This window comes from Geobacter pickeringii (assembly GCF_000817955.1).
Classification (GTDB): Bacteria; Desulfobacterota; Desulfuromonadia; order Geobacterales; family Geobacteraceae; genus Geobacter; species Geobacter pickeringii.
This window is the reverse complement of sequence record NZ_CP009788.1, coordinates 963,744-986,334: the sequence shown is the minus strand read 5'-3', so window position 1 is coordinate 986,334 and position 22,591 is coordinate 963,744. Positions and strand designations below refer to the sequence as shown.

Below are 22,591 nucleotides of genomic sequence, written 5' to 3'. Positions count from 1 at the left end.
TCACGTTCATCGACAAAGGAGTCCGCAAGCCGTGCCAACCTTTGAGGAAGCCCGCCGCATCATCCTCGGCCGCGTCGCCCCCCTGGGGGTCGAGCGGGTCGGGGTGCTGGAATCCCTCGGCCGCGTCATCGCTGAGGATATCGTCGCGCCTTGGGAGATGCCTCTCTGCGACAACTCGGCCATGGACGGCTTTGCCGTGCGCGCCGCCGACTGCACCGTCACCCCCCTCTCCCTGAAGGTGACGGGATACATCCCGGCCGGCGGCGAGGTCTGCGGCGCCGTGGAGCCGGGGTGCGCCATCCGGATCATGACCGGGGCCCCCCTCCCCCCCGGCTGCGACGCCGTGGTCCCCGTGGAGGAGACCGAAGGGAGCGGCGAGACCGTGACGGTGACCGCCCCGGTCTCCCCCCGTCAGCATATCCGCTTCAAGGGGGAGGACGTGGCGACCGGCGAGGTGATCATCCCGGCCGGCACCCTCATCCGCCCCCCCGAGATCAGCATGCTCGCCTCCTTCGGCAAGGCGATCGTCCCGGTCTACCGCAGGGCGCGGGTCGCCATCCTCTCCACCGGTGACGAACTGATCGAGCTGGGAGAGCCGCCGGTGCCGGGAAAAATCGTCAACTCCAACACCCTGTCGCTGGCGGCCGCCGTCCGCGAATGCGGCGCCGAACCGGTCATCCTCGGCATCGCCCGCGACAACCGGGAGAGCCACCGGGAAAAGATGACCGAGGGGCTCCGGGCCGATGCCCTCATCACCTCCGCCGGGGTCTCCGCCGGCGACCGGGACCTGGTCCGCGACGTCCTGGCCGAACTGGGGGTGGAGCAGGTCTTCTGGAAGATCGACATCAAGCCGGGAGGCCCCACCGCCTTTGCCATCTTCGGGGCGAAGCCGGTCTTCTCCCTCCCTGGCAACCCGGTCTCCACCATGGTCACCTTCGAGGAGTTCGTCCGGCCGGCCCTGCTGAAGATGATGGGACACCGCCGGGTGCTGAAGCCGTTCGTGAAGGCGGTCCTCAAGGAAGAGGCGCGCAAAAAACCGGGGAAGATCAACTTCCTCCGGGTGCGGGTGACGGTGGAAAACGGCACCTACGTCGCCTCCACCTCCGGCGATCAGCATACCGGCATCCTCAAGACCATGGTCCGCGCCAACGGCCTCGTCGTCCTCCCCGGGGAGGCGTCCCGCGTGCCGGCCGGCACCGAGGTCGAGATGCACCTCCTCGGCAACGAAGTAGAGATGCTGGAAGGATAAGAAAGGAGCCCCCATGTCGTTCAACCATTTCGATGACAAGGGGCGGGCCGTTATGGTGGACGTGAGCGGCAAGTTGCCGACCCTGCGCACCGCCACCGCCGCCGCCACCGTCGCCATGAAGCCGGAGACGCTGGCAGACCTCCTGGCCGGCCGGACCACCAAGGGGGACGTCCTGGGGGTGGCGCGCCTCGCCGGCATCGCCGCCGCCAAGCGGACCCCGGAGCTGATCCCCCTCTCCCATCCGCTGGCGATCCACCATGCCGCGGTGGAGTTCGATACCGACCCCGCCACCGGTACCGTTACGGTGAAGGCGACGGTGCGGGCCTTCGAACGGACCGGGGTGGAGATGGAGGCGATGACCTCGGCTGCGGTGGCGGCCCTCACCATCTACGACATGTGCAAGGGTGCCGACAAGGGGATCACCATCGGCGAGATCCGCCTCCTCTTCAAGGAAGGGGGGAAGAGCGGCACCTGGCAACGGGAGGAACCGGCATGAAGACAGCAATCCTCACCCTGAGCGACAAGGGCTCCCGCGGCGAACGGACCGACGCCAGCGGCCCGGCGCTCGTCTCCTGGCTGGCGGAACGGGGTGCCGAAACCGTCCGGACCGCCATCATCCCCGACGAAGCGGCGCTGATCGAGGAGACGCTCCGGAACTGGGCCGACTCGGGAGAATTCGACCTGATTCTCACCACCGGCGGCACCGGCGTCTCCCCCCGGGACGTCACCCCCGACGCCACGGTGAAGATCCTGGACCGCCTCATCCCCGGCTTCGGCGAGGTGATGCGGATGCGCAGCCTCCAGAAGACCCCCCATGCCATGATCTCCCGGGCGGTGGCCGGCATCCGCAAGGCGACCCTCATCATCAACCTGCCGGGGAGCCCCCGGGGGGCCGTGGAGAACCTGGAGGCGGTCTGGCCGGCGGTTCCTCACGCCGTGGAGAAGATCCAGGGGGACACCCGCGACTGCGCTCCGCCGGCGACGGATTCGGCCAAATAACCGGGGAGCGCGGCCAATCCCCTCTTTTCCGCCCTCCCCCTTCACCCTCTCCCTCTCACCCCAACGCGCACCGGACGCCCTGTCCCCCGAAATCCTCGGGGGATTTTTTTTTATTTCATCACGATCGACTCTCCCCGCCCATCACACTTTTCAGTCATCCGTAACCCTTTAGGCTAGAATTTATCAAACCAAGTTTTATTTTTGATGACTTTTTTTGACATTATTGGTAAACAACTTGCTAGCAACTGGCCAGACCTCTTCCCATTCAAGGAATAGGGGTACACGGTCATTCACAAACCGAATATTATTACGTGCTCGACAACGGCAGATCATAAACCATGGGATGACGGAGGAGGCAGCGTACGCACATGAAATTGAGAAACCTGAAGGTCCGGAAAAAGCTCTGGATGATCATCCTGAGCGCCCTTGCGGGGATCGCCGTCCTCGTCGCCATGTCGCTCATCTTTCTCAAGCAGGACATGACGCGGGAAAAGGAGCTCAAGACCCGTCACCTCGTGGAGACAGCCCACTCGCTCCTCGGCCACTTCCAGAAGCTGGCGGCGGAGGGGAAGCTTTCGGAACAGGATGCCAAGAACGCCGCCATTGCCGCCATCAGGGGCATGCGCTACCAGGAAAAGGAGTACTTCTGGATCAACGACATGCAGCCGACCATGGTGATGCACCCGTACAAACCGGAGCTGGACGGCAAGAATCTCTCCGACTTCAAGGACCCGAAGGGGAAAAAGCTCTTCGTCGAGTTTGTCGATACCGTCAGGAGCAAGAAAGAGGGGTTCGTCTACTACCTCTGGCCCAAGCCGGGCTTTTCCGAGCCGGTGCTGAAGGTCTCCTATGTGAAGGGGTTCGCGCCGTGGGGATGGATCATCGGCAGCGGCATCTACCTCGATGACGTCAACGCCTTCTTCTGGAAGAACGCGATCCGCTTCGCCGTGGCCGCCACGGCGATCTTCCTGCTGATACTCCTCACCTCATGGATCGTCGCGAAGAACATCACCCGCAACCTGGCCGACCTGGCCGGGAAGGTGAACCTGGTGGCCAACGGCAATCTCCGCGTCCACATCGACGACGAGAGCAGCGACGAGTTCGGCCAGCTCGCCCGGGACGTCAACACGATGGCCCGCTCCCTCAACGAGATGATCAACAAGATCTTCGCCTCCATCAACCACGTCGTCTCCATCGTCGACACGGTCAAGGAGAAGGCCGAGCAGACGGCCCTCGCCACTCGGGAGCAGTCGCTCCAGGCATCCCAGATCGCCACCGCCGCCGAGGAGATGAGCCAGACCATCAACGACGTGGCCGGCAACGCCGTCGTCGCCTCCGAAACCTCCGCGGAGGCCATGAAAACCGCCCTGGAGGGGAAGGAGCGGGCCGATGGCGCCGTGGAAACGATCGAACGGGTCCACAACGCCACCGCCGGACTGTCGGCGATGATCGACCGGCTCAACGGCAGCGCCGCCGAGATCGGCGACATCGTCACGGTCATCAACGACATCGCCGACCAGACCAACCTCCTCGCCCTCAACGCCTCCATCGAGGCGGCCCGCGCCGGCGAGCGCGGCCGGGGGTTCTCGGTGGTGGCCGACGAGGTCCGCAAGCTGGCCGAGCGGACCATCAAGGCCACCGCGGAGATCTCCGCCAAGATCGGCACCGTGCAGAAGGAATCGGAGCTGACCCGGCGCTCCATGTCCGAGGCGTCGGGCGAGGTGGGGCGCGCCACTGAGTACATCCGGGAGGTGGGGGCATCGCTGCGCCACATTCTCGACGAGGCGAGCACCGCCCGCGACCAGATCACCCGCATCGCCACGGCGGTGGAACAACAGTCGGCCACCGCCCAGGAGATGGCGCAGAACATCGAGAAGACCTCCGCCTCGGCGGCCGCCATGGAGCGGATGTCCACCGAGGTCAAGGACGCCGTCTACCGCCTCTCGGGGATCGACGAGGAGATCCGCAACAGCACCGTCGGGTTCAAGACCGAGGTGAGCGGGCTGCTCATGCTCGAACTGGCTAAGACCGACCACCGGATCTTCGTCAACAAGCTCGGCTCCTGCCTCAATGGCGGCAAGAAGATCGACGTGGGACAGATTCCGGACCACCACACCTGCCGCTTCGGCACGTGGTACGACGGCGAAGGAAAGACCCTGTGCGGCGCAGCGCCGAGCTTCCGGGCCATCGACGCGCCCCACGAGCGGATCCACGCCCTCGCCCGCGAGGCGGCAACCGCCTGCAACTCCGGGGACAAGGCGCGCGCGGGGAAGATCTACGAAGAGATGGAGGAGATCTCCGGAACCATCGTCACCCTGCTCGACCATATCAGAAACGAATGCACCCACCCCCATTGAGCTGACAGGCTCGAAAACGCCCCTTCGCACGGCACGGGAACGCCGGCAAAGGGGCGTTTTTTGTTGACCCCTTTCTCCCACTTGCGCTATACAGTATAATCTTGTTTTAACCCAATATCAGGAGGATAGCCATGAACTTGATGGAGCAAATAAGGGCCAAGGCCCGAAAAAATCTGCAGACCATCGTTCTGCCCGAGAGCTATGACGATCGGATGTACGCCGCCGCCCAGCAGATTGTGGAACAAGGTTTGGCCAAAGTCGTCATGCTCGGAGACCCCGCCGTGATCGCCGGCAAGTCTGCTCAACTGGGCGCCGACATCTCCCGGGTGGAGGTGATCGATCCGGCTACCTCGCCAAAGCTGCAGGAATACGCCGATGCGCTGGTGGAACTGCGCAAGAGCAAGGGGCTCTCGAAAGAGGAGGCGCTCACGCTCCTCACCGCCCCCGACTATCTCTACTTTGCCGGGATGATGGTCCGCCAGGGCGACGCGGGAGGTGAGGTGGCCGGCGCCACCGGCACCACCGGCAACGTCCTGAAGGCGGCCTTCCAGACCGTCGGCCCCGCCGCCGGCATCAAGACCGTCTCCTCGTTCTTCTTCATGGCGACCAAGACGCCGGCCTTTGGCGAAAACGGCATCATCCTCTTCGCCGACTGCGCCGTGAACCCCAACCCGGACTCCCAGGCCCTGGCGGAGATCGCCGTGGCCACCGCCACCAACTGCCGCTCATTCCTCGACGTGGACGCCCGGGTGGCCATGCTCTCGTTCTCCACCAAGGGGAGCGCCACGCACCCGGACGTGGACAAGGTCCTTGCGGCGATCAAGATCGCCCGGGGGATCGCCCCAAACCTTCAGATCGACGGCGAACTCCAGGCCGATGCGGCGCTCCTCCCCACGGTCGGCGAGCGCAAGGCCCCCGGCAGCGCCGTGGCGGGCAAGGCCAACGTTCTCGTCTTCCCGGACCTGGACGCCGGCAACATTGCCTACAAGCTCGTGGAGCGCGTCGCCGGCGCCGAGGCGATCGGCCCCATCATCCAGGGGCTCGCAAAGCCGGTCAACGACCTCTCCCGCGGCTGCTCCGTGGAAGACATCGTCAACGTGGCCGCCATCACGGCGGTTCAGGCCCAGGGATAGAGAAAATACGGGCGAGACGCAAAAAGGCCGCCGGGTCATGCCTCGGCGGCCTTTTTGCGTCTCCTGCAACCCCGGCGGGCTATTTCCTGACGAAATCGGCCCGGCCGAAGGAGTAGTCGAACTGCATGTGGTCGGTATAGGTGCCATCGAGGATGGCGACCACGTCTTCGGTGAAGACCAGCTCCTCGTCGGTGGGGATGACGTAGACCTTGATGGGGGAATCGTCGGTGGTGATGAGGGTCTCGCGCTTGCGGGTCATGGCCGATTTGTTCCGTTCCTTGTCGAGCCTGATGCCGATCCCCTCCAGCCCCTCGAGGGTCCGCTCCCGGATCGGCCACCCCATCTCGCCGACGCCGGCGGTGAAGACGACCGCGTCGAGACGCCCCAGGGCGGCCATATAGGTGCCGATATACTTCTTGAGCCGGTACGCCTCGATGTCGAGGGCCACCCGGCACCGCTTGTCGCCGTTGGCGGCGTTTTCGATCACGTCGCGGCGGTCGGTGTAGCGTCCGGTGATACCGAGCACCCCGCTCTTCTTGTTGAGGATGCTGTCGATCTCCTTGGCCGAGAGGTTTTCCTTCTGCATCATGAAGGCGGGAATGGCGGGGTCGATATCACCGCACCGCGTCCCCATCATCGCCCCTTCGAGGGGGGTGAGCCCCATACTCGTATCGACGGAGACTCCCCCTTTGATGGCGCAATGGGAGACGCCGTTGCCGATATGCATGGTGATGATGTTGCACTCCGCCGGCTTCTTGTCGAGGAGCACCGCAGCCCGCTTCGAAACGTAGAGGTGGGAGGTGCCGTGGAACCCGTAGCGCCGCACCCCGTAATTCTCGTACCACTCGTAGGGGAGCGGATAGAGATAGGCATGCTCGGGCATGGTCTGATGGAAGGCCGTGTCGAAGATCGCCACGTGGGGGACATCGGGAAGCACCGCCTGGGCGGCCTCGATCCCGGCGATGTTGGGGGGATTGTGGAGCGGTGCCAGGTGCTGGACTTCCTTGACCGCATCGAGCACCTTCTCGTCGATGAGGACCGAGCGGGTGAACATTTCTCCCCCGTGCACCACCCGGTGACCGACGGCCGAGATGCCGTTGATCTCCTTCAGGACCCCCTGCTCGGGGTCGACGAGGGTCTTGATGATCAGGTCAATGGCGATCTTGTGGTCGGGGCACTCGGAGTCCTTGCGGTAGGTCTCGCGCCCCGGCACCTCGTGCATGATGAACGAGTCGCCGATGATCACCCGCTCCACCATCCCCTTGGCCACGACCTCCTTCCGTTCCCAGTCGAACAGCTGGTATTTCACCGAAGAGCTGCCGCAGTTGAGGGCAAGTATGACCATCACATCCTCCTGACCGTTGAGCGAAAATAAAAATCGTTAAACAGGATTAAAACCAAAGATTTCAAGATGATTTCGAATGCATTCGGGCAACTGAAGAGCAAAAATAAAACTGTTTTTTACATATACAATAGCAATGGGTTAAATTCAAGATTATTTTATCCGACGGCAATCCGGTTCACAACCTTTCGGCTAGACTTTTAAAAATGCGCATGTTATGTTTACGGGAAACTGTCTTCGGACAGAATCTTACAAGGAGGTTGAACCGTGGCCCATTCCATTACCGACGATTGCACCAATTGCGGCGCCTGCGACGATTCCTGCCCCGTAAACGCCATCAGCGAGCAGGGCGGCAAGCATGCCATTGACGCCGACACCTGCATCGACTGCGGCGCCTGCGTGGACACCTGCCCCGTCAGCGCTATCCACGCCTAAGCATCATTTATGCAGAGGGTAAAGCCGGTCGGAAAAATTCCGACCGGCTTTATTTTTTCATCCTTATCACGCAAAAAAGGCCGGCATACCCGGCCTTTTTTGCGTATCTTCACAGTCACACCGATGCCGGCTACTGGCTGGCGACCGTGGAACCGACCATCTCCACACTGTAATCAACCGCGTCCTTCGGCACATTCCGCAGAACTACGACGAACGGTATCCGCTTGCCGGGCGGGACGCCGAGATTGGCCAGGGAGTCGCCGAACTGGTTATTCATCGCCGCGTCGATCTTGGCCACCGGCAAGGTCTGAACCTGCTCGTCGGTGAGATTGTTGCCGCAGAAAGCGATCTTCTGCAGCAGGACCTGCCCGCCGCTGCCGAGCAGAGCTCCCTTCACCTGGATTGACGCCCGCGGTTTGCGGTAGTTGTTGACGGCCTCCCCCCTGATGACGAAGACCTCTCCCACCTCCACATTCTTGAGGTAGGCGCCCCGAACCTTGTCGATGCCGATTCCGCCCTCCTCGCGGGTTTCCATACCGAGCCACTGCGCCACAAAACCGATGCCGAGGCGATCAAGGGCCGCGGGTCCCTCCTTGAAGAAGTAGAATCCACCTCCCGCCAAGGCGATTATCACAAGAACGGAGACGGCTATCACTACTGCGGGCAAGAACGACGACCCCTTTTTCCGCGAACTGATGGTAAGGGGGGGAAGATCGTCCTCTCCGAAGGGAACGGCGACCGGTGGCACCTCCTCGGGAACCGGCGCAACAGGAGGCGGCACCTCCTCCGCCGGGGCGACGGAGTCGCGTTTCTCCGGAGAGGGGAATTCCAGAGAAGGGGTCGAGACATCGGTCGACTCTCCCTCGCCGGAATCCTCGATACCGAAATCGATCTCTCCGAAATCGAAGGATTCCTCAACCTTCTCGTCGGGTGCGAGCCCCAGGGAATCGGCATCCGTTTCATCTTCGAATTCGAAGGTGATCTCGGCAGACTCTCCCCCCTCCTCATGACGGGAAGTATCGACTGCCGTGGCGGCGGCGAAGACCTCAGGGCTCACGTCACCGAAAACGTTCTCTTCTTCATAGGAAAAAGCGGGCTCTTCCGGCACTGCCCCCCCGGGGACAGCCTCTTCGGCAACCCCGGAAGCGACACCGGGAGTTTCGCCGAAAAACCCATCTTCCTGCCGCGGCGCGGCAAACGATACGAACTCGTCTTCCGCAGCAGGCGAGGGAAGGACCGGCGCCGGTTCCCGCTCCTGCGGCGCGGCGGGGGGAATTCCGAAAGAAACACCCTCTTCCTCGGCTGCGAATGAAAAAGGGCCGGCATCATCAGCGGGAAGCGGAGTCGGTGCCGGAGCTTCAGCCGTCGGGGTGGCCGCCTCGGGAGCCGCGGCGGAACGCTCCTCGCTGCCCGCCGTCTGAAGTCCCTGGAGTATCCGGTCGAGATCAGGCTCTTCTGCGGGAACGTCCTTCTTTACGACAAAGATATGCTTGCACTTGGAGCACCGGACCTTGATCCCGGACTCGGTGACCTTCGAATCGTCGAGCCTGAACTTGCTGCTGCACTGGGCACATTGAATGATCATGCGTCACTCCGCGGGGAGAGGGTTCCACCGGGACGGCTGCGGTAAAAACCCGCGTCCCGGCTACCTTTTCGGCTATTTTCTATAGCAGAAGAAGCAAGTGAGTGTCAATTCAATATGGCCTCACCGTCACCTTTTATGCTATAGGAAACAGAGATGATTCCAACCTTAACGCTTCGAGGACCAGGCCATGTATCGTCGCTCATTTCTGCCCACGCTCGTCATTGCACTTTTCACCGCCGTCGCTCCTGCCCTGGCGGCTCCGGTAATCTCGGCCGACCGGCCCGTTTTCGACTTCGGCACAATCACTGCCGGGAAGAAGGTTGACCACGTCTTTACCCTGAAGAACAGGGGGGACGCCCCCCTCGCGATCCTGAAGACCAAGACCTCCTGCGGCTGCACCGTCGCCAATGTTTCGACCAAATCCATCGAACCGGGCAGAACCGCCGAGTTGAAAACGACCTTCGATTCGGCAAACTTCAGCGGCAAGATCACCAAGACCATCACCGTCGAGACCAACGATCCGGCCACGCCGTCCTTCACCCTCACCGTGAAGGGGACCATTCGGGAAGAGCTTGTGGTATCGCCCCGCCAGTTGAATCTGGGGGTGATAAAGGTTGGGGGGAGCAAAGAAGTCCAGCTAACGGTGGAAAACCACGGGGAACGGCCGGTGAAGATCGTCTCCGTTACGACTCCCATGCCCCAGGTAAAGGCCGCCGCCAGAAGGACCGCCCTGAAACCGGGGGAGAACGCCACCATCACCGTAACCGTTACCCCGCGTAACGAAGACCGCTTCCTCAGCGGATACCTCGCCATCGGCACCGACATCCCGGGAAGACCGGAGATCAGCGTACCGCTCTACGGCTCGGTCGGGAAGTAGCCCCTCAGGGGGCGATCCCTTCCTTCAGATCGAGGTAGGCCCGCTCGACATTGACGTCGAAAAACGTCTTGTATCCCGGCAGATTCTCGTGACGGGGGAGATGGAACTGCTTCTTCGTTTCCGCCAGAGCATGACCGGCCTCGATGTGGCGGAGCACCTCGGTCAGAAAATCCTTGAAAAAGAGGGTGAAACGCCGCAGACCCGAGCGGTCGGTCGGCTGGCCGAGCCCCGGAACCACGTGCTTCGCCCCCACCCCTTCCAGCGTCTCCAGGGTGATGATCCAGTCCCGCATGTGCCCATCCCCCATATACCCGACCACGTCGTTGAAAAACAGGTCCGAGGTAAAAAGAACCCCCTCGTTCGGCAGATAGACGAAGACATCCCCCTCGCTGTGGCCGTTTTCCGTATTGTTGAGCACGATCACCACGTCGCCGCGCAACAGGGTCATCCCCTTGTCGAAAAAGGTTACGTGGTTGCGCAGCGGGCGCGACTCCCCCTTGAGCGCCTGCCAGGTCTGCCACGAGGTGAGGATCTCGACGTTGGCGGGGAAGTCGAAGTCGACATAGTTGAAGCCCCGGTGATGATGGGTCAGAATGACATACCGCAGCGGTATCGGGGTAATCTCCGCAATGTCGGCGACCAGCTCCTTGATCCCCTCCGGGACGAAGTGGGCCCCCGCCAGAATCACCTGATAGGGAGTAACGATGATCAGGGCATTACTGACCGCCTTCCCCTCCGGGAGGGCGACGGCCGCATAGACCCCCTCCTCCAGCTTCTTCACCTCGTAGTTTGCCGCCCCTGCCGGCCGACAGAGAAGTCCCGCAAGCATCAACAACGTCAGAAATATCGGAATCGGCCTCATTGATCGCACACCTTGAATAAATTTGTGTCCAGTGTACCAAAACCGCGCCCCAAATAACAACCTCTGCAGACCCCACCTCCGGACCATAAAGTTTCAGCTTGAGATAATCGAACAAATAGTGTATTGATAGAAGTTCGCGGGCGGTTAGCTCAGTTGGATAGAGCGCAGGCCTCCGAAGCCTGAGGTCGGGAGTTCGAGCCTCCTGCCGCCCGCCATTTAAAAGTCAAAGGCCTACGCCACCACGCGTAGGCCTTTTCTCATTTCTCACATTACATCCAACAACCGACCACGTTGCAGACCTCGGCCTGCCCCCACCTCCCTCACTCCTCCCGAGCCCCGTTTCTGTCATGCGTTCTTTTCGCACGCCCCCCTTTGTCCCCGTCCGCGGGAGGAGGGGAGGATCCGGGGCTGGCCACCGGGCCAGCGGGGGGCACGGATTGGGGAGCGGTCCCCGTCACACCCTCCCCCCGAGGCGGTTGCGTCCCCCCCTGCGACGGTGGCGGCGCTGCCTTCGTGCCTATCCCCAAGTCGAGAACTTTTGCCTTTTTCCGGTATCGCTCGGGAATCTCGTACTCGCTGTTGGTATAGTGCCTTACCCCCTTCGAATCGCGCCAGGTGTAAATTTCCCCATACGCTGAAGACGCCAGCAGAAGCAGCAGCAAAAGCACTCTTTTCATCGTCTCCTCCCGGTAACGCCCGCGGCCACTCTATTGGTTATGGAGCCTCGGACGCCACCGAGTCAAGCCATTTTCAACATCCGTTGTACCCGGAATGCAATCCGACCTTTTCCATAACCCCCCAATTTCATTGACTTCATATGGCAAACATACGTCTCGGTTTCCAAAACCGCGTTCTTCGTCGCATATTCAAATAAATTCAAATAGTTACAGTTTGGATAAAATTTTATTTTTATAAAAAACAAAAAAACGGATTAACCAATAGCACATCGAATACACAACATGCTGTTTTATTGCATCTTTTTTTAAATTACCGCTTGCAATCCACAGAAACGGCACTTATAGTTTTACTAAATCAACGATCAATGGAGGAGCAGAAAGAAGCATTCACAACGCTCCGCAAACGTGAACGAAAGGAAGAAACATCATGAAATGTCCGGTATGCAAGACCCACGAAGAACAAGAGAGCATCAACCTCAGCTCCGAAGGCTTCTCCGAGGCGATCAGCACGTGCAGCATCTGCGGCACCGTCTGGTCGGTCAACCACGGCGTAACCGAAATCGTTGCAGACCCCCAGGAAAAGTCGTTCCTGGAAGCGCTCTCCGAATGCGTCGAGGGTGACGATTACAGCTTCGCCGCCTGATTCCCGGCCAAGCCCATCCTGGTAACAAGAGATGCGAGGGATCCCGCCGGCTCCCTCGCGGTGATCTCTTTTTATCCTTCAGTGGTCGCGGGGTCAGAGGCGGGTCAACTCCTGAACTTTAAGCTCGATGTCGTCACCGTTGACCCGAACGACCTTCCCGTTGGCATCCTCCGTCCGAACGATCCCTTCCTCAACCCAGTGCAGAATCGCTCCCTTCTCCACACCGAATTTCGCCACTGCCTCTTCCAGGGTGTACCAGGTTTTCACGAATGACATGGCCGCCTCTCCTTTCCCCGTAAACGCTCTCCATCTTCATCCACAGGAAAAAGTCTACCACAGAAAGTCATGAGAGCCGTACGTCACTCCGCAGTACACGCCATACAAAAAAGGGATGCCACGTGGCATCCCTTTTCCCGACCCTGAATTCCTCAATTGCCCGTCCGTCGCGATTGTCTGCCGCGAGGCCCCGCGGGCCCTCCCGCGGAACGTGCCCCGTGGCCGGGCTGATGCCGGTGTCGCGCGGCATCCTTTGCGCCTTTCGGGCCTGCCGGGGAATCACCCTTCCCTGCTCCGGCCGGTTTGCGGCCCGGCATCGGCTGGCGGGGCGGGCGGGCAAACTCGGTGTCCTTCTTCGGTGCGGGAACGCTGTAATCGAAACCGTCCATGGTGCGGCGCTCCAGCGTTGCGTTGAGGGTCCGCTCGATGGTGCGGACCATGGCGGCATCATCCCGCGTCACCATGGTGAAGGCGTCACCGCTGCGGGCCGCCCGACCGGTGCGGCCGATACGGTGGATATAGGCCTCGGCCGTGTCGGGGATGTCGTAGTTGATGACGTGGGACACCTGGGAGACATCGATGCCGCGGGCGGCGATGTCGGTAGCGACCAGGATCTGGAAGGTGCCGTCGCGGAAACCGTCCAGTGCCGCCTGGCGCCGGTTCTGCGAAAGGTTCCCCTGGAGTGACGCCGCCCGGTATCCCGCCTTCTCCAGCTGTTCGCCGAGGCGCTTGGCCCGGTGCTTGGTGCGGGTGAAGACGAGCACCGACTCGGTGTCGGTATGGTGAAGCAGCTCCAGGAGCAGCGGCGTCTTCAGGTGCTGCTCCACGGGGTAGAGGGCGTGGGTGACGGTGACCGCCGGCGCCACGTTTCCAACCTGGACCGTCACCGGATCCCGCAGGATGTCGTGGGCGAGGGTCCGGATGTCCGGCGGCATGGTGGCCGAGAAGAGGAGCGTCTGCCGCTTTGCCGGCAGGTGCTTCAGGATTCGCCGGATGTCGGGGAGAAACCCCATGTCGAACATCTGGTCGGCCTCGTCCAGGACGAGCACCTCCAGGTGCGAGAGGTCGATGGTCCCCTGGTTGATGTGGTCGAGAAGCCGGCCGGGGCAGGCGACGACGATCTCGGCGCCGGCCTTCAGCTTCTGCACCTGGGGATTGACCCCGACGCCGCCATAGACCGTGACGCTCCGCAGGCGGCTCTTATGGCCGAGGGTCTGGATGCTCTGGTGGATCTGCTCCGCCAGCTCGCGGGTCGGGGCGACGACGAGGGCACGGACGCGCCCCCGTTCTCCCGTCATGAGCCGGTGCAGGATCGGCAGGGCAAAGGCCGCGGTCTTGCCGGTGCCGGTCTGGGCCAGGCCCATGACATCGCGTCCCGCCATGACCGGCGGAATGGCCTGGGCCTGGATCGGCGTGGGGGAGGTGTAGCCTGCTTCCTGGACGCCGGCAGCGATCTGGGGATGGAGATTGAATGCAGTGAATTCCATGAAAATCCTTTACTGTTCGTGGTGAAGAAAAAAAGCCCCGGCAGGAACCGGGGCTCGAGAACGTCTGGAGATGCCCCACCGTAACACAACGGACTCTGCAGCGTCCAGAAAATAAAATCACCGGCGGGGAAGCCCTTGACCTCCGCCCGAAACCGCCTTGCCGGAGATTCCGGTGACGGCAGAAGGCGGAACCCCGCGGCAGAGCGGCGTCGGAAGCCATTCCGCAACCGGCTGCAATCCCTTGTGCCGCAACGCTTTCCCGGGGGTCCTCCTTTGCTTTTTTCTCCCCTCGGGCATATTCTATACTCAAAAGGAAGGTGAAAAAGGGAACGTGTCTCCGCTCCCCCGATGATCACCGAATAAACCGCGAGATCGCGCGAAGAACCTGGCAACGGGTTCATCGGAGACATACTGAAATGAAAAACAAAACCGAGGTGAATACCTGAAGAGCCGACATTCGCGATGCCGGCTCTTATCGTATCCACCCTCGGGAGTCCCTTGCATGGCCCGTCAACCCTGCTACCTTTAAGGGAGAAGGAGGGGGCGCCCCATGAAATTCAGCCCATCGTTCGGCTACCCGACGGAAGCCCGCATCCTCGCGTTCCGGATCACCGCCATCTACGCCATTGCCGGTGGGGTGTGGATTCTTTTTTCGGACGAACTCCTCGCACTCTTCGTCACCGACCCGGCCGCCTCGGTCCGGCTCCAGACCCTGAAGGGGTGGCTCTTCATCGCCCTGACGGCCATCCTCCTCTTTCGGCTCCTGACGCGGAGTCTCCACGAGGTCGTGCGGGCCTCCCGGGCGGCGGGCGTCAGTGAAGACCGGTTCCAGCTCCTTTTCCACGGGGTGCCGGTATCGCTGTGGGAGCTGGACCTCTCCGCCGTCAAGGACGAGATCGACTCCCTGAAGATGATCGAGAAGCGGAACCTCGCGACCTATCTGGCGGAGCAGCCGGCGTACGTCGCGCAACTCCTTGCCATGGTCCGGGTTCTGGCGGTGAACGAGACCACACTGGCGCTCTTCGGGGCCCGGCAGACGGACGAGCTCCTGGGGGCCCTGGACCGGCTCGTGGCCCCCGATGCAATGCCGGTTTTCCGTTCCGCCCTGGTGGCCCTGGCGGGGGAGCCGGGGGAGTTCCGCGAGGAGTTTTTCGCCCTTACCCTCGGCGGCGAGTGCAAGACCCTGCTGGCGACGGTCTCCATCCCCGCGGAGCGGGAAAAGTTCGATGCCGTGCCGGTCTGCCTCATGGACATCACCGAGCGGAAACAGACCGACGAGCGGCTCCGGCTCCTGGAATCGGCCATCGAGCAGACGAGCGAGGCGGTCACCATCACCACCGCCGACCTTGCGCTCCCCGGACCGCGCATCGTCTTCGTCAACCAGGCCTTCACCCGGATGACCGGCTACGAGGCCGAAGAGGTCCTGGGAGAGACACCGCGCATCCTGCAGGGACCAAAGACCGAACGGGAAGTCCTCGACCGGATGAAACGGGAGCTCTTCCAGCGGCAGAGTTTCCGCGGCGAAACCGTCAACTACCGCAAGGACGGGCGCGAGTTCGTGATGGAGTGGTTCGTCACCCCCATCGTCAATCGCGATTTCCAGGTGACCCATTTCGTCGCCATCCAGCGCGACGTCACCGAGCGGTGGCGGGAGGAGGAACGGCTGCGGCAGCGGCTGGCCGAGCTCGAAACGGAGGGGTGAGGGAGGAGGGAGCCCCCGCAGACCTTGACGGCGGCGCCCACCCTGCGTATCGTACCGCAAGCAACACCTGAAAGGAGCCTCCATGCCCGTCTACGAGTTTTACTGCCGCGACTGCCACACGATCTTCAACTTCCTCTCCCGCCGGGTGAATACCGACCGGCACCCCTCCTGCCCCCGCTGCGGCCGCCCCGACCTGGAGCGGCAGGTGTCGCACTTCGCCATCTCCAGGGGACAAAGCGAAGAGCCGGCAGAGGGGGTGCCCGACCTGGACGGGGAGAAGCTGGAGAAGGCGATGATGGGGCTTGCGGGCGAGATGGAAGGAATGGACGAAAACGACCCTCGGGCCATGGCGAGACTGATGCGCCGGCTCCAGGAGACGACGGGGATGAACCTCGGCACCGGCTTCGAAGAGGCGCTGCGCCGTCTCGAAGCCGGCGAGGATCCCGAGAAGATCGAGGAACAGATGGGAGAGCTCTTCGACGAGGAAACCCTTTTCACGAAGGAGGGGATCCACGGGCTGAAGCGAAAGTACACCCCTCCCGCCCACGACGACACCCTTTACACGCTCTGAGCCGGCCTAACGCCCCGCCAGCCAGCGGGCCAGGTTCCGCGCCAAGCGGCCGTTGTCCGGATCGAGAAACTTGTTCTGGAAGATGGCGTCGTCGCCGAAGATGAGGATCCGCCCCGCGCCGACGCTCCCCTCCGCCACCACGGTGAAACTCCCCGTCGCATCGCCGGCAGACAGCTTCCCGTCGCCGTTGAGGTCTACCCACGCCGTGGGGCTCGTGCGGGCAAGGGGCTTCAACCCGTCGAGGGCCCACACGCCATAGAGACCGAACTGCTCGACGCCGTTGAAGAGGGGATGGGACGCCAGGTCCCGCACCCTGAACGTCAGGTCGTCTCCCCCGATGACGTTCTCCCGTTCGTGGAGCACCGCATTGGAGAAGTCTCCACCCACCCGATGGATGAGGCCGGCCAGCGGCTGGCCGACATGAAGCATGAGCGCCACCCGCCCGCCCCGCTCCAGGAAGCGGACCACCGCCTCCACCTCCGCCGCCTCCACCTCTGCAAAGGGACCGGAGATGACGAGCCCGTCGACCTTTGCCAGGGATGCGTCGGTCAGGCGCTCCCGCGTCGACCCGACCCGCGTCCCCTCCTCCCTCAGAATGGCGGCAAATCGCGAGAGTTGTAGTTCACCCTCCTCCTCGATGACGAAGCGTTGGCCATGACCCTGATCCACGAGAAGCTGCGGCTCCGCCCCCCAGGAGACGGCCACGGCCGACAGCAGGGCGGCAACTGCCGCCATGAGGCCGGAGAACAGACGAGTGCGAAACTTTTTCATGATTACCCCCTCCCGAACAGGACTATTAAGGTCCTTTATACCCCCTTACCCTGCAAATGGCAACACGAATTCATCCGGGGCGGCAATTTTTGTCGGACGGCTCAACCGCCGAACGCTGACTCAAGCCGGACGGCAACCTCCTCAGGCCGGCAGGCAACGACCCCCTCTCCCCACGGCGCCACATCCGCCCCCTCGGCCACCAGGACGACCGGCAGCGCCACCCCGGCGCCGGCAAGCTCCGCCGCCAGCCAGGTGGCATCGCCGGGAGAGGTCAGTGACCCGACCACCAGGGCGGTGAACCGTTCCGGCGTTCCCTGCCGCTTCACCGCCCAGTCGAGGGCCTCGAACGGCGTCCGCACCGGGGTCACCCGGAAGCCGGCAAGCCTCAGCACGAAACCGAGGCTTTTCCGCCTCTCCCGGTCGCACTCCACCAGCAGAATATGTCCCGCGGCACTCTCCCCGTTCCCGGCAACGCTCATCATCCCTTCCGCCTCTCCCTGAAACGCCGGAGGGGGGCTCTCGTCCCCCCTCCGCGCTGCAGCGTTCACTCTTACTGCTCCCTGCCGTTACCTCGCTAGAGGATCACCCGCGAAATGCCATAGGCAACCACGGTGGAGACGCTGACCCCGATGAGGCCGGGGATCATGAAGCTGTGGTTCAGGAGGTACTTGCCGATGCGGGTGGTGCCGGTGCGGTCGAAGTTGATGGCGGCCAGGTCGCTGGGGTAGAAGGCAAAGAAGAAGTAGGCGTAGCTGGCCGGCACGAGCCCCAGGAGGAGCGGGACCGGAAGCCCCAGGGCGAGGCCGAGGGGGAGCGTGATGGCGAGGGTGGCGGCCTGGCTCTTCACGAAGGCGGAGATGCAGAAGGTGGCGATGGCGAAGGTCCAGGGAGCCATCTTGACCATGACGCCGATGTTATCCACGAGGAACTTCTTGTTGGCGGAGATGAAGGTATCGCTCATCCAGGCGATGCCGAAGATGGAGACCACGGCGATCATCCCGGCGGTGAAGACGCTGGAGTGGGCTATCTCCTTGGCCTTCACGTCGGCGGCGAACATGATGAACGCACCGAAGGCAAGCATGACGAACTGGACGACGGTGGTCATGGGAACCGGTTTCTTGTCGGCGCCCAGCGGCAGGAGATCGGGGAAGACGGCAAAGAGGATGATGGTGGCCACGCCGGCGAAGAAGAGGGCCACGGAAAGCTTGGCGGTGCCGCTGATCTTCTTGTCCAGGGTGGTGACGTCGGCGTCCAGGGCCTTGCGGAATTCGGGGTCCTGGAGACGGGCCTGGTATTCGGGGTCCTTGTCCAGGTCCTTCCCCCGGTTGAAGCTCCAGGCGGCGGCCGCCAGCACGCCGACAACACCAGCCGGCATGGTGATGGAGATGATGTCGATGAGGGTCACCGGATGGCCCGCCTTGGCGGCGAAGCCGAGGAAGAAGGTGACGGCGGCGGCCACGGGGCTGGCGGTGATCCCCATCTGGGAGGCGACGCTGGAGATGGCCATGGGGCGCTCGGGGCGGATGCCGGTCTTGATGGCCACGTCGGCGATGACCGGCAGCAGCGCGTAGACCGCGTGGCCGGTGCCGACACAGACCGTCAGGAAGAAGGTGGAGAGCGGCGCCAGGATGGTCACGTACTTGGGGTGGGCCCGCAGCATCCGCTCCGTGAGCTGCACCAGGTAGTCGAGCCCCCCGGCCACCTGAAGGGTCGCGGAGGCGGTGACCACCGCCAGGATGATGAGCATGACCGCGATCGGCGGCTCCGAGGGGGAACTGCGGAACCCGAGCACCAGAAGCGATACCCCCATGCCGCCGATGAGCCCCAGCGCCACCCCTCCCCTGCGGATACCGACCAGCACCGCACCGAGCACCAGAACGAACTGAACCCAGAACATCAACATAACTGCCTCCCATTCGGACGGACCCTCCCGGGCCATCCCCGTTGTCTGTCAGATACGCCCTTCCTTGAGCAAGGGGGATACCAAGAACATCGACATCGTTCAACAGGCTGTTTTTATTGATTAAATAGTCGTGACGGGGAATATTTCAAGAAAGAAACCGGCATAACCTGAGGTTATGCCGGCAGAGGAGAACAGCGGATATTCATAGTAATTTCTGCGTGATACAGGAGGAATAACCAAAGTTATCGCTATAACCTCCGGTTATGGGGGTTCATTTCCGCATCATCTTGAGCCGCTTGGAAAGGGCGGGTTGAGAGATGCCGAGGAGCCGCGCGGCGAGGGTCTGGTTGCCGCCGGCGCGGTTGAGGGCCTCTTCCACGAGGAATTCCGCGGCGTCGGTGAAGGTGGGGAGCTTCTCGAAGCCGCCAAAGGGATTCAGTGCCGGCGGGGGGGCGCTGGCGGGCCCTTCCGCACTGCCGATGGCCCTGACGAAGATCTCCATGGAGAGCATCCGGTCCCGGTGGACGCTGACCGCGTCGAAGATCATCGCCTTCAGCTCCCGCACGTTTCCCGGGAAGCCATAGGTGGCCAGAAGCTGCGCGAGCCCCGGCGGCGGGGTCGGCTTCTTCTTCCCCAGGGTGCGGGCCGCCTCGGCCAGGAAATGGTCCAGGAGGAGCGAGATATCCCCCTTCCGCTCCCTGAGCGGCGGGACATGGACCTGGTGGGTCCGGAGCCGGAAGTAGAGGTCGCGCCGGAACTCCCCCGCCGCCTCCCGCACCGCGAGGTTGCGGTGGGTGGCGACGATGATCCGCGCCCGGAGGCGCCGGGGCTGGTCGCTCCCCAGGGGAAAGTACTCCCCCTCCTGGAGGAGCCGCAGGAGCTTCACCTGGGAGGGGATGCCGAGGTCGCCGATCTCGTCCAGAAAGAGGGTGCCGTTGGCCGCTTCCTCCACCATGCCGCGCCGCACCGTCTCGGCGCCGGTGAAGGCGCCGCGCACGTGGCCGAAGAGGGTGTCGGCAAAGACCGTGTCGTCCAGCCCGGCCACGTTCACCGCCACCAGCTCCCCCTTGCAGCCGCTCAGGGTGTGGGCGGCCCGGGCCAGCAACTCCTTCCCCACCCCGCTCTCGCCGGTGATGAGGAGGGGCTGGGGACTCGTGGCCACCGCCTCGATATAGGCGAAGAGCGCCAGCATGGCCCGATCGCCGGTGACGATGCCGGCAAAGGCCTCCGGGTGCCTCAGCCCACCGGTGACGAGACGGGTCGACATCTCCCGGTTCTCCCGCTGCAGCTCCAGCATCCTGACCGCCCGGAGCACGCCACCGATGAGCCGGTCCTCCTCATCGGTCTTGACGAAATAGTCGAAGGCCCCGAGCTTCATGCAGCGGACCGCGGTCTCCACCTGATTCAGCCCGCTGATGACGATGACCGCCACCTCCGGATGGTGCTCGGCAATCTGCCGCAGAAGCTCCTCCCCCGACAGGTGCGGCATGGTCAGGTCCAGGAGCACCAGCCCGATGCCGCCGCCGTCCAGGATTCCCATCACCTCGCGGCTCTCCTGGCAGAGGATGGTGTTGGTGATGCCGGCCGACGCCTCCAGCGTCAGGGAGAGAGAACGGAGCCAGGCCGGCTCGTCGTCCACCAGGAGGATGCCGAAGGCAGGGTAGCGGGTTTCGGTCATATACAAAAACTCCATACTGATGTGGTATTGTTCTTCAGTCCCTCTCGCTCCAAGGCTTCCAGGAGGGGGGCGGAGGGCTCGCGGAGAAAAGAGTCCCCGCAAAAAAGCACCGGAAGCTCTGCGAAGGGAAAGCGCCCGGACCGCCAGAACAGCCCACCTGAAAACCGAAGGGCGACGCTTGGACTCTTTTCGGAGCGAGCCCTCCGCCCCCCGACCGCCACCGCAGACACAATAACATCAGACAGCAACCGGCAAAGAAAGCGTAACCGTGGTCCCCTCACCCGGCGTCGACTCGAAGGAGAGGCTCCCCCCGTGCTCCTTGACGATACCGGCGGAGACCGAAAGCCCGAGGCCGGTGCCGCCGCTCTCCCGCTTGGTGGTGAAGAAGGGGTCGGTGAGGCGGGTGAGGTTCTCCGGCGTGATGCCGCTCCCCTCGTCCCGCACCCGCAGGATCACCCGCCCCTCTTCCGGGTCGAGGGAGGTCTCCAGCTCAACCCCCCGCTCCGGGTCCGGCAGTGCCTGGCAGGCGTTGAGGATCAGGTTCACCACCACCTGCTCGATCCGCTGGGCGTTCCCCCACACCGGTGGCAACTCCGGCGCGTAGCGGGCCGTGAAGCGGGTCGTCGCCTTGCGCAGGGAGGCGTCCACCAGCCGCACCGCCGCCTGGGCCACGCCGTTCAGCGCCACCTGCTCCTTCCCCCCCACGTCGTCGCGCCGGGCGAAATCCTTCAGATCCTCCACGATCCGCTTGATCCGCCTGGCGCCGTCCTGCATCTCCTCCAGGAGCCGCGGCACCTCCTCCCGCACCCGGGAGTACCGCAGCCCGCCGAGGGTGAAATCCCCCTCCTCCCGGTAGCGCTCTTCCAGGATGGGGGCCGTGTCGCCGTAGATCTTGCGCAGGATCGGGACATCGAGGAGGATGAGCCCCGTGGGGTTGTTGATCTCGTGGGCGACGCCGGAGACCAGGATGCCGAGGGCCGCCATCTTGTCGGCCTGGAGGAGTTGCTGCTGATTGAGCTGCACCTCCTCCAGGGCCCGGGAGAGGGATTCGGTCCGCTGGGCCACCTGCCGGCGCAGCACACGGGTCCAGAGCACCGTGCCGCCGAGGATGAGCAGGAGCGGGACCACCACCACCGCCGCGTACTTGGCCACCTCCTGCCACCGGATCGGCTGGGGCTCCAGCACCCCGAGCCACTTGGCGCGGATCGCCTCGTACTGGCCGGTCTTCTTGAGGATGGCGAGCCCCTCGCTGAAGCGGGCCAGGAGCTCCGCATCCCCCTGCCGCACCGCATAGCCGTATCGCTGGGCCGCGATGCTCCGGGCCACCGGAACGAGGTTCGTAAGGCGGTTCTCCCGGATGATGTACATCCCCGGCACCATGGCCACCACCGCGTAGTCGCACCCCCCCGCGGCCAGGAGGCGGAGGGCGGCGGCCGGGGTGGGGGTCAGTACCAGGTCCTTCCCGTACCCCCGCTCCGCCAGGTATTCGTGCATGATCCCGTCGCGGTGGAGCGCCACCTTCTTCCCCCGCAGCTCCTCCAGGGAGCTGGCCGGCGGCGAGTCGCGCCGGGCGAAGATGGCGTGGTAGACAATGGTGTGAGGTGGGGAGAAGTCGATCTGTTTCGCCCGCTTCTCGGACCAGGAGATCCCCTGGAGCACATCGACCCGGCCGTCCCTGAGGGAGGAGAACATCTCCGCCCAGGCCCCGAGGCGAAACTCCACCTTCATCCCCATGACCTCGGCGATGGCCCGGGTCAGATCCACGTTGTAGCCGGCGGGCTGGCCGTTTTTGTCGATGAACTCGTAGGGAGGATAGTCGCGGTCGCCGCCGACGATGATCGTCCGGTGCCGGTCGGGGGGCTCCGGCGCCGCCGGGGCGGAAACGGCCCCGAAGATCGCGCCGGCGAGCACGGCAACGATGATGAGGAGCCGGAGGCACCGGTTGCCACTGGTTTTCCGCGGAGGGGATTGAATGTCTCTCACGACTCTGATGCTCACATTTCCGGAAATGGGACTGACGGGAGGATTGTAGCACCGCTTCCGC

21 protein-coding genes and 1 tRNA gene are annotated in these 22,591 nt (G+C 63.3%); 11 read left to right on the top strand and 11 right to left on the bottom strand.

The window, feature by feature from the left end; translation table 11 throughout:
• The first annotated feature begins 31 nt into the window (after window positions 1-31).
• From GPICK_RS04525 to pta, 5 genes are all read left to right on the top strand, one after another.
• Entirely contained in the window at window positions 32-1,249 is a 1,218-nt protein-coding gene (locus tag GPICK_RS04525; RefSeq protein WP_039740849.1) for a molybdopterin molybdotransferase MoeA, read from the top strand.
• Between the two features lie 13 nt (window positions 1,250-1,262).
• Window positions 1,263-1,745 carry a cyclic pyranopterin monophosphate synthase MoaC gene (gene moaC / locus GPICK_RS04520; RefSeq protein ID WP_039740848.1) on the top strand — a complete coding sequence of 161 codons (483 nt, stop codon included), beginning with the start codon at window positions 1,263-1,265 and terminating at the stop codon, window positions 1,743-1,745.
• Window positions 1,742-2,248, top strand: coding sequence for a molybdopterin adenylyltransferase (mog, locus tag GPICK_RS04515; protein WP_039740847.1), 507 nt, complete (start codon window positions 1,742-1,744; stop codon window positions 2,246-2,248). Before moaC ends, mog begins: the two co-directional genes overlap by 4 nt.
• 368 nt (window positions 2,249-2,616) lie before the next feature.
• Window positions 2,617-4,605 (top strand): methyl-accepting chemotaxis protein, encoded by a 1,989-nt coding sequence (locus tag GPICK_RS04510; protein ID WP_052263280.1) that lies wholly within the window; start codon window positions 2,617-2,619, stop codon window positions 4,603-4,605.
• Between the two features lie 131 nt (window positions 4,606-4,736).
• Window positions 4,737-5,738 (top strand): phosphate acetyltransferase, encoded by a 1,002-nt coding sequence (gene pta, locus GPICK_RS04505; protein WP_039740844.1) that lies wholly within the window; start codon window positions 4,737-4,739, stop codon window positions 5,736-5,738.
• A 79-nt stretch (window positions 5,739-5,817) separates the two neighbouring features.
• Here pta and GPICK_RS04500 read toward each other — a convergent pair whose 3' ends face one another.
• Entirely contained in the window at window positions 5,818-7,083 is a 1,266-nt protein-coding gene (locus GPICK_RS04500; RefSeq protein ID WP_039740842.1) for an acetate kinase, read from the bottom strand.
• Window positions 7,084-7,347: 264 nt separating this feature from the next.
• On the opposite strand from GPICK_RS04500, the gene GPICK_RS04495 reads away from it, so the two are divergent.
• The gene (locus GPICK_RS04495; protein WP_039740839.1) at window positions 7,348-7,515 is read left to right on the top strand and encodes a DUF362 domain-containing protein; all 168 of its coding nucleotides are present in this window, start codon (window positions 7,348-7,350) and stop codon (window positions 7,513-7,515) included.
• Between the two features lie 130 nt (window positions 7,516-7,645).
• Here GPICK_RS04495 and GPICK_RS04490 read toward each other — a convergent pair whose 3' ends face one another.
• Complete coding sequence (locus GPICK_RS04490) at window positions 7,646-9,100, bottom strand: DUF3426 domain-containing protein (protein ID WP_039740837.1); 1,455 nt, start codon at window positions 9,098-9,100, stop codon at window positions 7,646-7,648.
• Between the two features lie 187 nt (window positions 9,101-9,287).
• Here GPICK_RS04490 and GPICK_RS04485 point away from each other — a divergent pair, with 187 nt between their 5' ends.
• A complete protein-coding gene (locus GPICK_RS04485; RefSeq protein WP_039740836.1) occupies window positions 9,288-9,977 on the top strand; it encodes a DUF1573 domain-containing protein in 690 nt (229 codons plus the stop codon).
• Between the two features lie 4 nt (window positions 9,978-9,981).
• Here the strand turns inward: GPICK_RS04485 and GPICK_RS04480 are convergent, their stop codons facing one another.
• Window positions 9,982-10,839: an MBL fold metallo-hydrolase gene (locus GPICK_RS04480; protein ID WP_039740835.1), complete on the bottom strand. Its 858-nt coding sequence runs from the start codon at window positions 10,837-10,839 to the stop codon at window positions 9,982-9,984.
• A 138-nt stretch (window positions 10,840-10,977) separates the two neighbouring features.
• Between GPICK_RS04480 and GPICK_RS04475 the strand changes: the two genes are divergently transcribed.
• Window positions 10,978-11,054 (top strand) — tRNA-Arg (locus tag GPICK_RS04475).
• 105 nt (window positions 11,055-11,159) lie between these two features.
• Here GPICK_RS04475 and GPICK_RS04470 read toward each other — a convergent pair.
• A complete protein-coding gene (locus tag GPICK_RS04470; RefSeq protein WP_039740833.1) occupies window positions 11,160-11,516 on the bottom strand; it encodes a DUF4124 domain-containing protein in 357 nt (118 codons plus the stop codon).
• Between the two features lie 427 nt (window positions 11,517-11,943).
• Here GPICK_RS04470 and GPICK_RS04465 point away from each other — a divergent pair, with 427 nt between their 5' ends.
• Complete coding sequence (locus GPICK_RS04465; RefSeq protein WP_039740831.1) at window positions 11,944-12,159, top strand: hypothetical protein; 216 nt, start codon at window positions 11,944-11,946, stop codon at window positions 12,157-12,159.
• A gap of 93 nt (window positions 12,160-12,252) precedes the next feature.
• On the opposite strand, the gene GPICK_RS04460 is transcribed toward GPICK_RS04465, so the two are convergent.
• Both GPICK_RS04460 and GPICK_RS04455 read right to left on the bottom strand, forming a co-directional pair.
• Window positions 12,253-12,435: a MerR family transcriptional regulator gene (locus GPICK_RS04460; protein ID WP_039740828.1), complete on the bottom strand. Its 183-nt coding sequence runs from the start codon at window positions 12,433-12,435 to the stop codon at window positions 12,253-12,255.
• Window positions 12,436-12,587: 152 nt separating this feature from the next.
• Window positions 12,588-13,922, bottom strand: coding sequence for a DEAD/DEAH box helicase (locus GPICK_RS04455; protein ID WP_039740826.1), 1,335 nt, complete (start codon window positions 13,920-13,922; stop codon window positions 12,588-12,590).
• Between the two features lie 550 nt (window positions 13,923-14,472).
• Here GPICK_RS04455 and GPICK_RS16550 point away from each other — a divergent pair.
• Together GPICK_RS16550 and GPICK_RS04445 are read left to right on the top strand one after the other, a co-directional pair.
• Window positions 14,473-15,624: a PAS domain-containing protein gene (locus GPICK_RS16550; RefSeq protein ID WP_052263279.1), complete on the top strand. Its 1,152-nt coding sequence runs from the start codon at window positions 14,473-14,475 to the stop codon at window positions 15,622-15,624.
• 82 nt (window positions 15,625-15,706) lie between these two features.
• Window positions 15,707-16,195 (top strand): FmdB family zinc ribbon protein, encoded by a 489-nt coding sequence (locus GPICK_RS04445; RefSeq protein WP_039740825.1) that lies wholly within the window; start codon window positions 15,707-15,709, stop codon window positions 16,193-16,195.
• A 6-nt stretch (window positions 16,196-16,201) separates the two neighbouring features.
• Here GPICK_RS04445 and GPICK_RS04440 read toward each other — a convergent pair whose 3' ends face one another.
• The 5 genes from GPICK_RS04440 to GPICK_RS04420 all read right to left on the bottom strand — a co-directional run bounded on the left by GPICK_RS04440 (window position 16,202) and on the right by GPICK_RS04420 (window position 22,458).
• Window positions 16,202-16,966, bottom strand: coding sequence for a DUF4350 domain-containing protein (locus GPICK_RS04440; protein WP_039740823.1), 765 nt, complete (start codon window positions 16,964-16,966; stop codon window positions 16,202-16,204).
• A 101-nt stretch (window positions 16,967-17,067) separates the two neighbouring features.
• Window positions 17,068-17,514 (bottom strand): response regulator transcription factor, encoded by a 447-nt coding sequence (locus GPICK_RS04435; RefSeq protein WP_236685648.1) that lies wholly within the window; start codon window positions 17,512-17,514, stop codon window positions 17,068-17,070.
• Window positions 17,515-17,540: 26 nt separating this feature from the next.
• Window positions 17,541-18,869, bottom strand: coding sequence for an anaerobic C4-dicarboxylate transporter (locus GPICK_RS04430; RefSeq protein ID WP_039745291.1), 1,329 nt, complete (start codon window positions 18,867-18,869; stop codon window positions 17,541-17,543).
• A gap of 271 nt (window positions 18,870-19,140) precedes the next feature.
• Window positions 19,141-20,547 carry a sigma-54-dependent transcriptional regulator gene (locus GPICK_RS04425; RefSeq protein ID WP_039740820.1) on the bottom strand — a complete coding sequence of 469 codons (1,407 nt, stop codon included), beginning with the start codon at window positions 20,545-20,547 and terminating at the stop codon, window positions 19,141-19,143.
• Between the two features lie 237 nt (window positions 20,548-20,784).
• Window positions 20,785-22,458: a transporter substrate-binding domain-containing protein gene (locus tag GPICK_RS04420; RefSeq protein ID WP_456236260.1), complete on the bottom strand. Its 1,674-nt coding sequence runs from the start codon at window positions 22,456-22,458 to the stop codon at window positions 20,785-20,787.
• Window positions 22,459-22,591: the final 133 nt, after the last annotated feature.

Bases quoted from the DNA above. Each gene is read 5' to 3' on its own strand.
- moaC (WP_039740848.1), top strand. From the start codon at position 1,263: ATGTCGTTCAACCATTTCGATGACAAGGGGCGGGCCGTTATGGTGGAC.
- mog (WP_039740847.1), top strand. From the start codon at position 1,742: ATGAAGACAGCAATCCTCACCCTGAGCGACAAGGGCTCCCGCGGCGAA.
- GPICK_RS04510 (WP_052263280.1), top strand. From the start codon at position 2,617: ATGAAATTGAGAAACCTGAAGGTCCGGAAAAAGCTCTGGATGATCATC.
- pta (WP_039740844.1), top strand. From the start codon at position 4,737: ATGAACTTGATGGAGCAAATAAGGGCCAAGGCCCGAAAAAATCTGCAG.
- GPICK_RS04500 (WP_039740842.1), bottom strand. From the start codon at position 7,083: ATGGTCATACTTGCCCTCAACTGCGGCAGCTCTTCGGTGAAATACCAG.
- GPICK_RS04490 (WP_039740837.1), bottom strand. From the start codon at position 9,100: ATGATCATTCAATGTGCCCAGTGCAGCAGCAAGTTCAGGCTCGACGAT.
- GPICK_RS04485 (WP_039740836.1), top strand. From the start codon at position 9,288: ATGTATCGTCGCTCATTTCTGCCCACGCTCGTCATTGCACTTTTCACC.
- GPICK_RS04480 (WP_039740835.1), bottom strand. From the start codon at position 10,839: ATGAGGCCGATTCCGATATTTCTGACGTTGTTGATGCTTGCGGGACTT.
- GPICK_RS04470 (WP_039740833.1), bottom strand. From the start codon at position 11,516: ATGAAAAGAGTGCTTTTGCTGCTGCTTCTGCTGGCGTCTTCAGCGTAT.
- GPICK_RS04465 (WP_039740831.1), top strand. From the start codon at position 11,944: ATGAAATGTCCGGTATGCAAGACCCACGAAGAACAAGAGAGCATCAAC.
- GPICK_RS04460 (WP_039740828.1), bottom strand. From the start codon at position 12,435: ATGTCATTCGTGAAAACCTGGTACACCCTGGAAGAGGCAGTGGCGAAA.
- GPICK_RS04455 (WP_039740826.1), bottom strand. From the start codon at position 13,922: ATGGAATTCACTGCATTCAATCTCCATCCCCAGATCGCTGCCGGCGTC.
- GPICK_RS16550 (WP_052263279.1), top strand. From the start codon at position 14,473: ATGAAATTCAGCCCATCGTTCGGCTACCCGACGGAAGCCCGCATCCTC.
- GPICK_RS04445 (WP_039740825.1), top strand. From the start codon at position 15,707: ATGCCCGTCTACGAGTTTTACTGCCGCGACTGCCACACGATCTTCAAC.
- GPICK_RS04440 (WP_039740823.1), bottom strand. From the start codon at position 16,966: ATGAAAAAGTTTCGCACTCGTCTGTTCTCCGGCCTCATGGCGGCAGTT.
- GPICK_RS04430 (WP_039745291.1), bottom strand. From the start codon at position 18,869: ATGTTGATGTTCTGGGTTCAGTTCGTTCTGGTGCTCGGTGCGGTGCTG.
- GPICK_RS04425 (WP_039740820.1), bottom strand. From the start codon at position 20,547: ATGACCGAAACCCGCTACCCTGCCTTCGGCATCCTCCTGGTGGACGAC.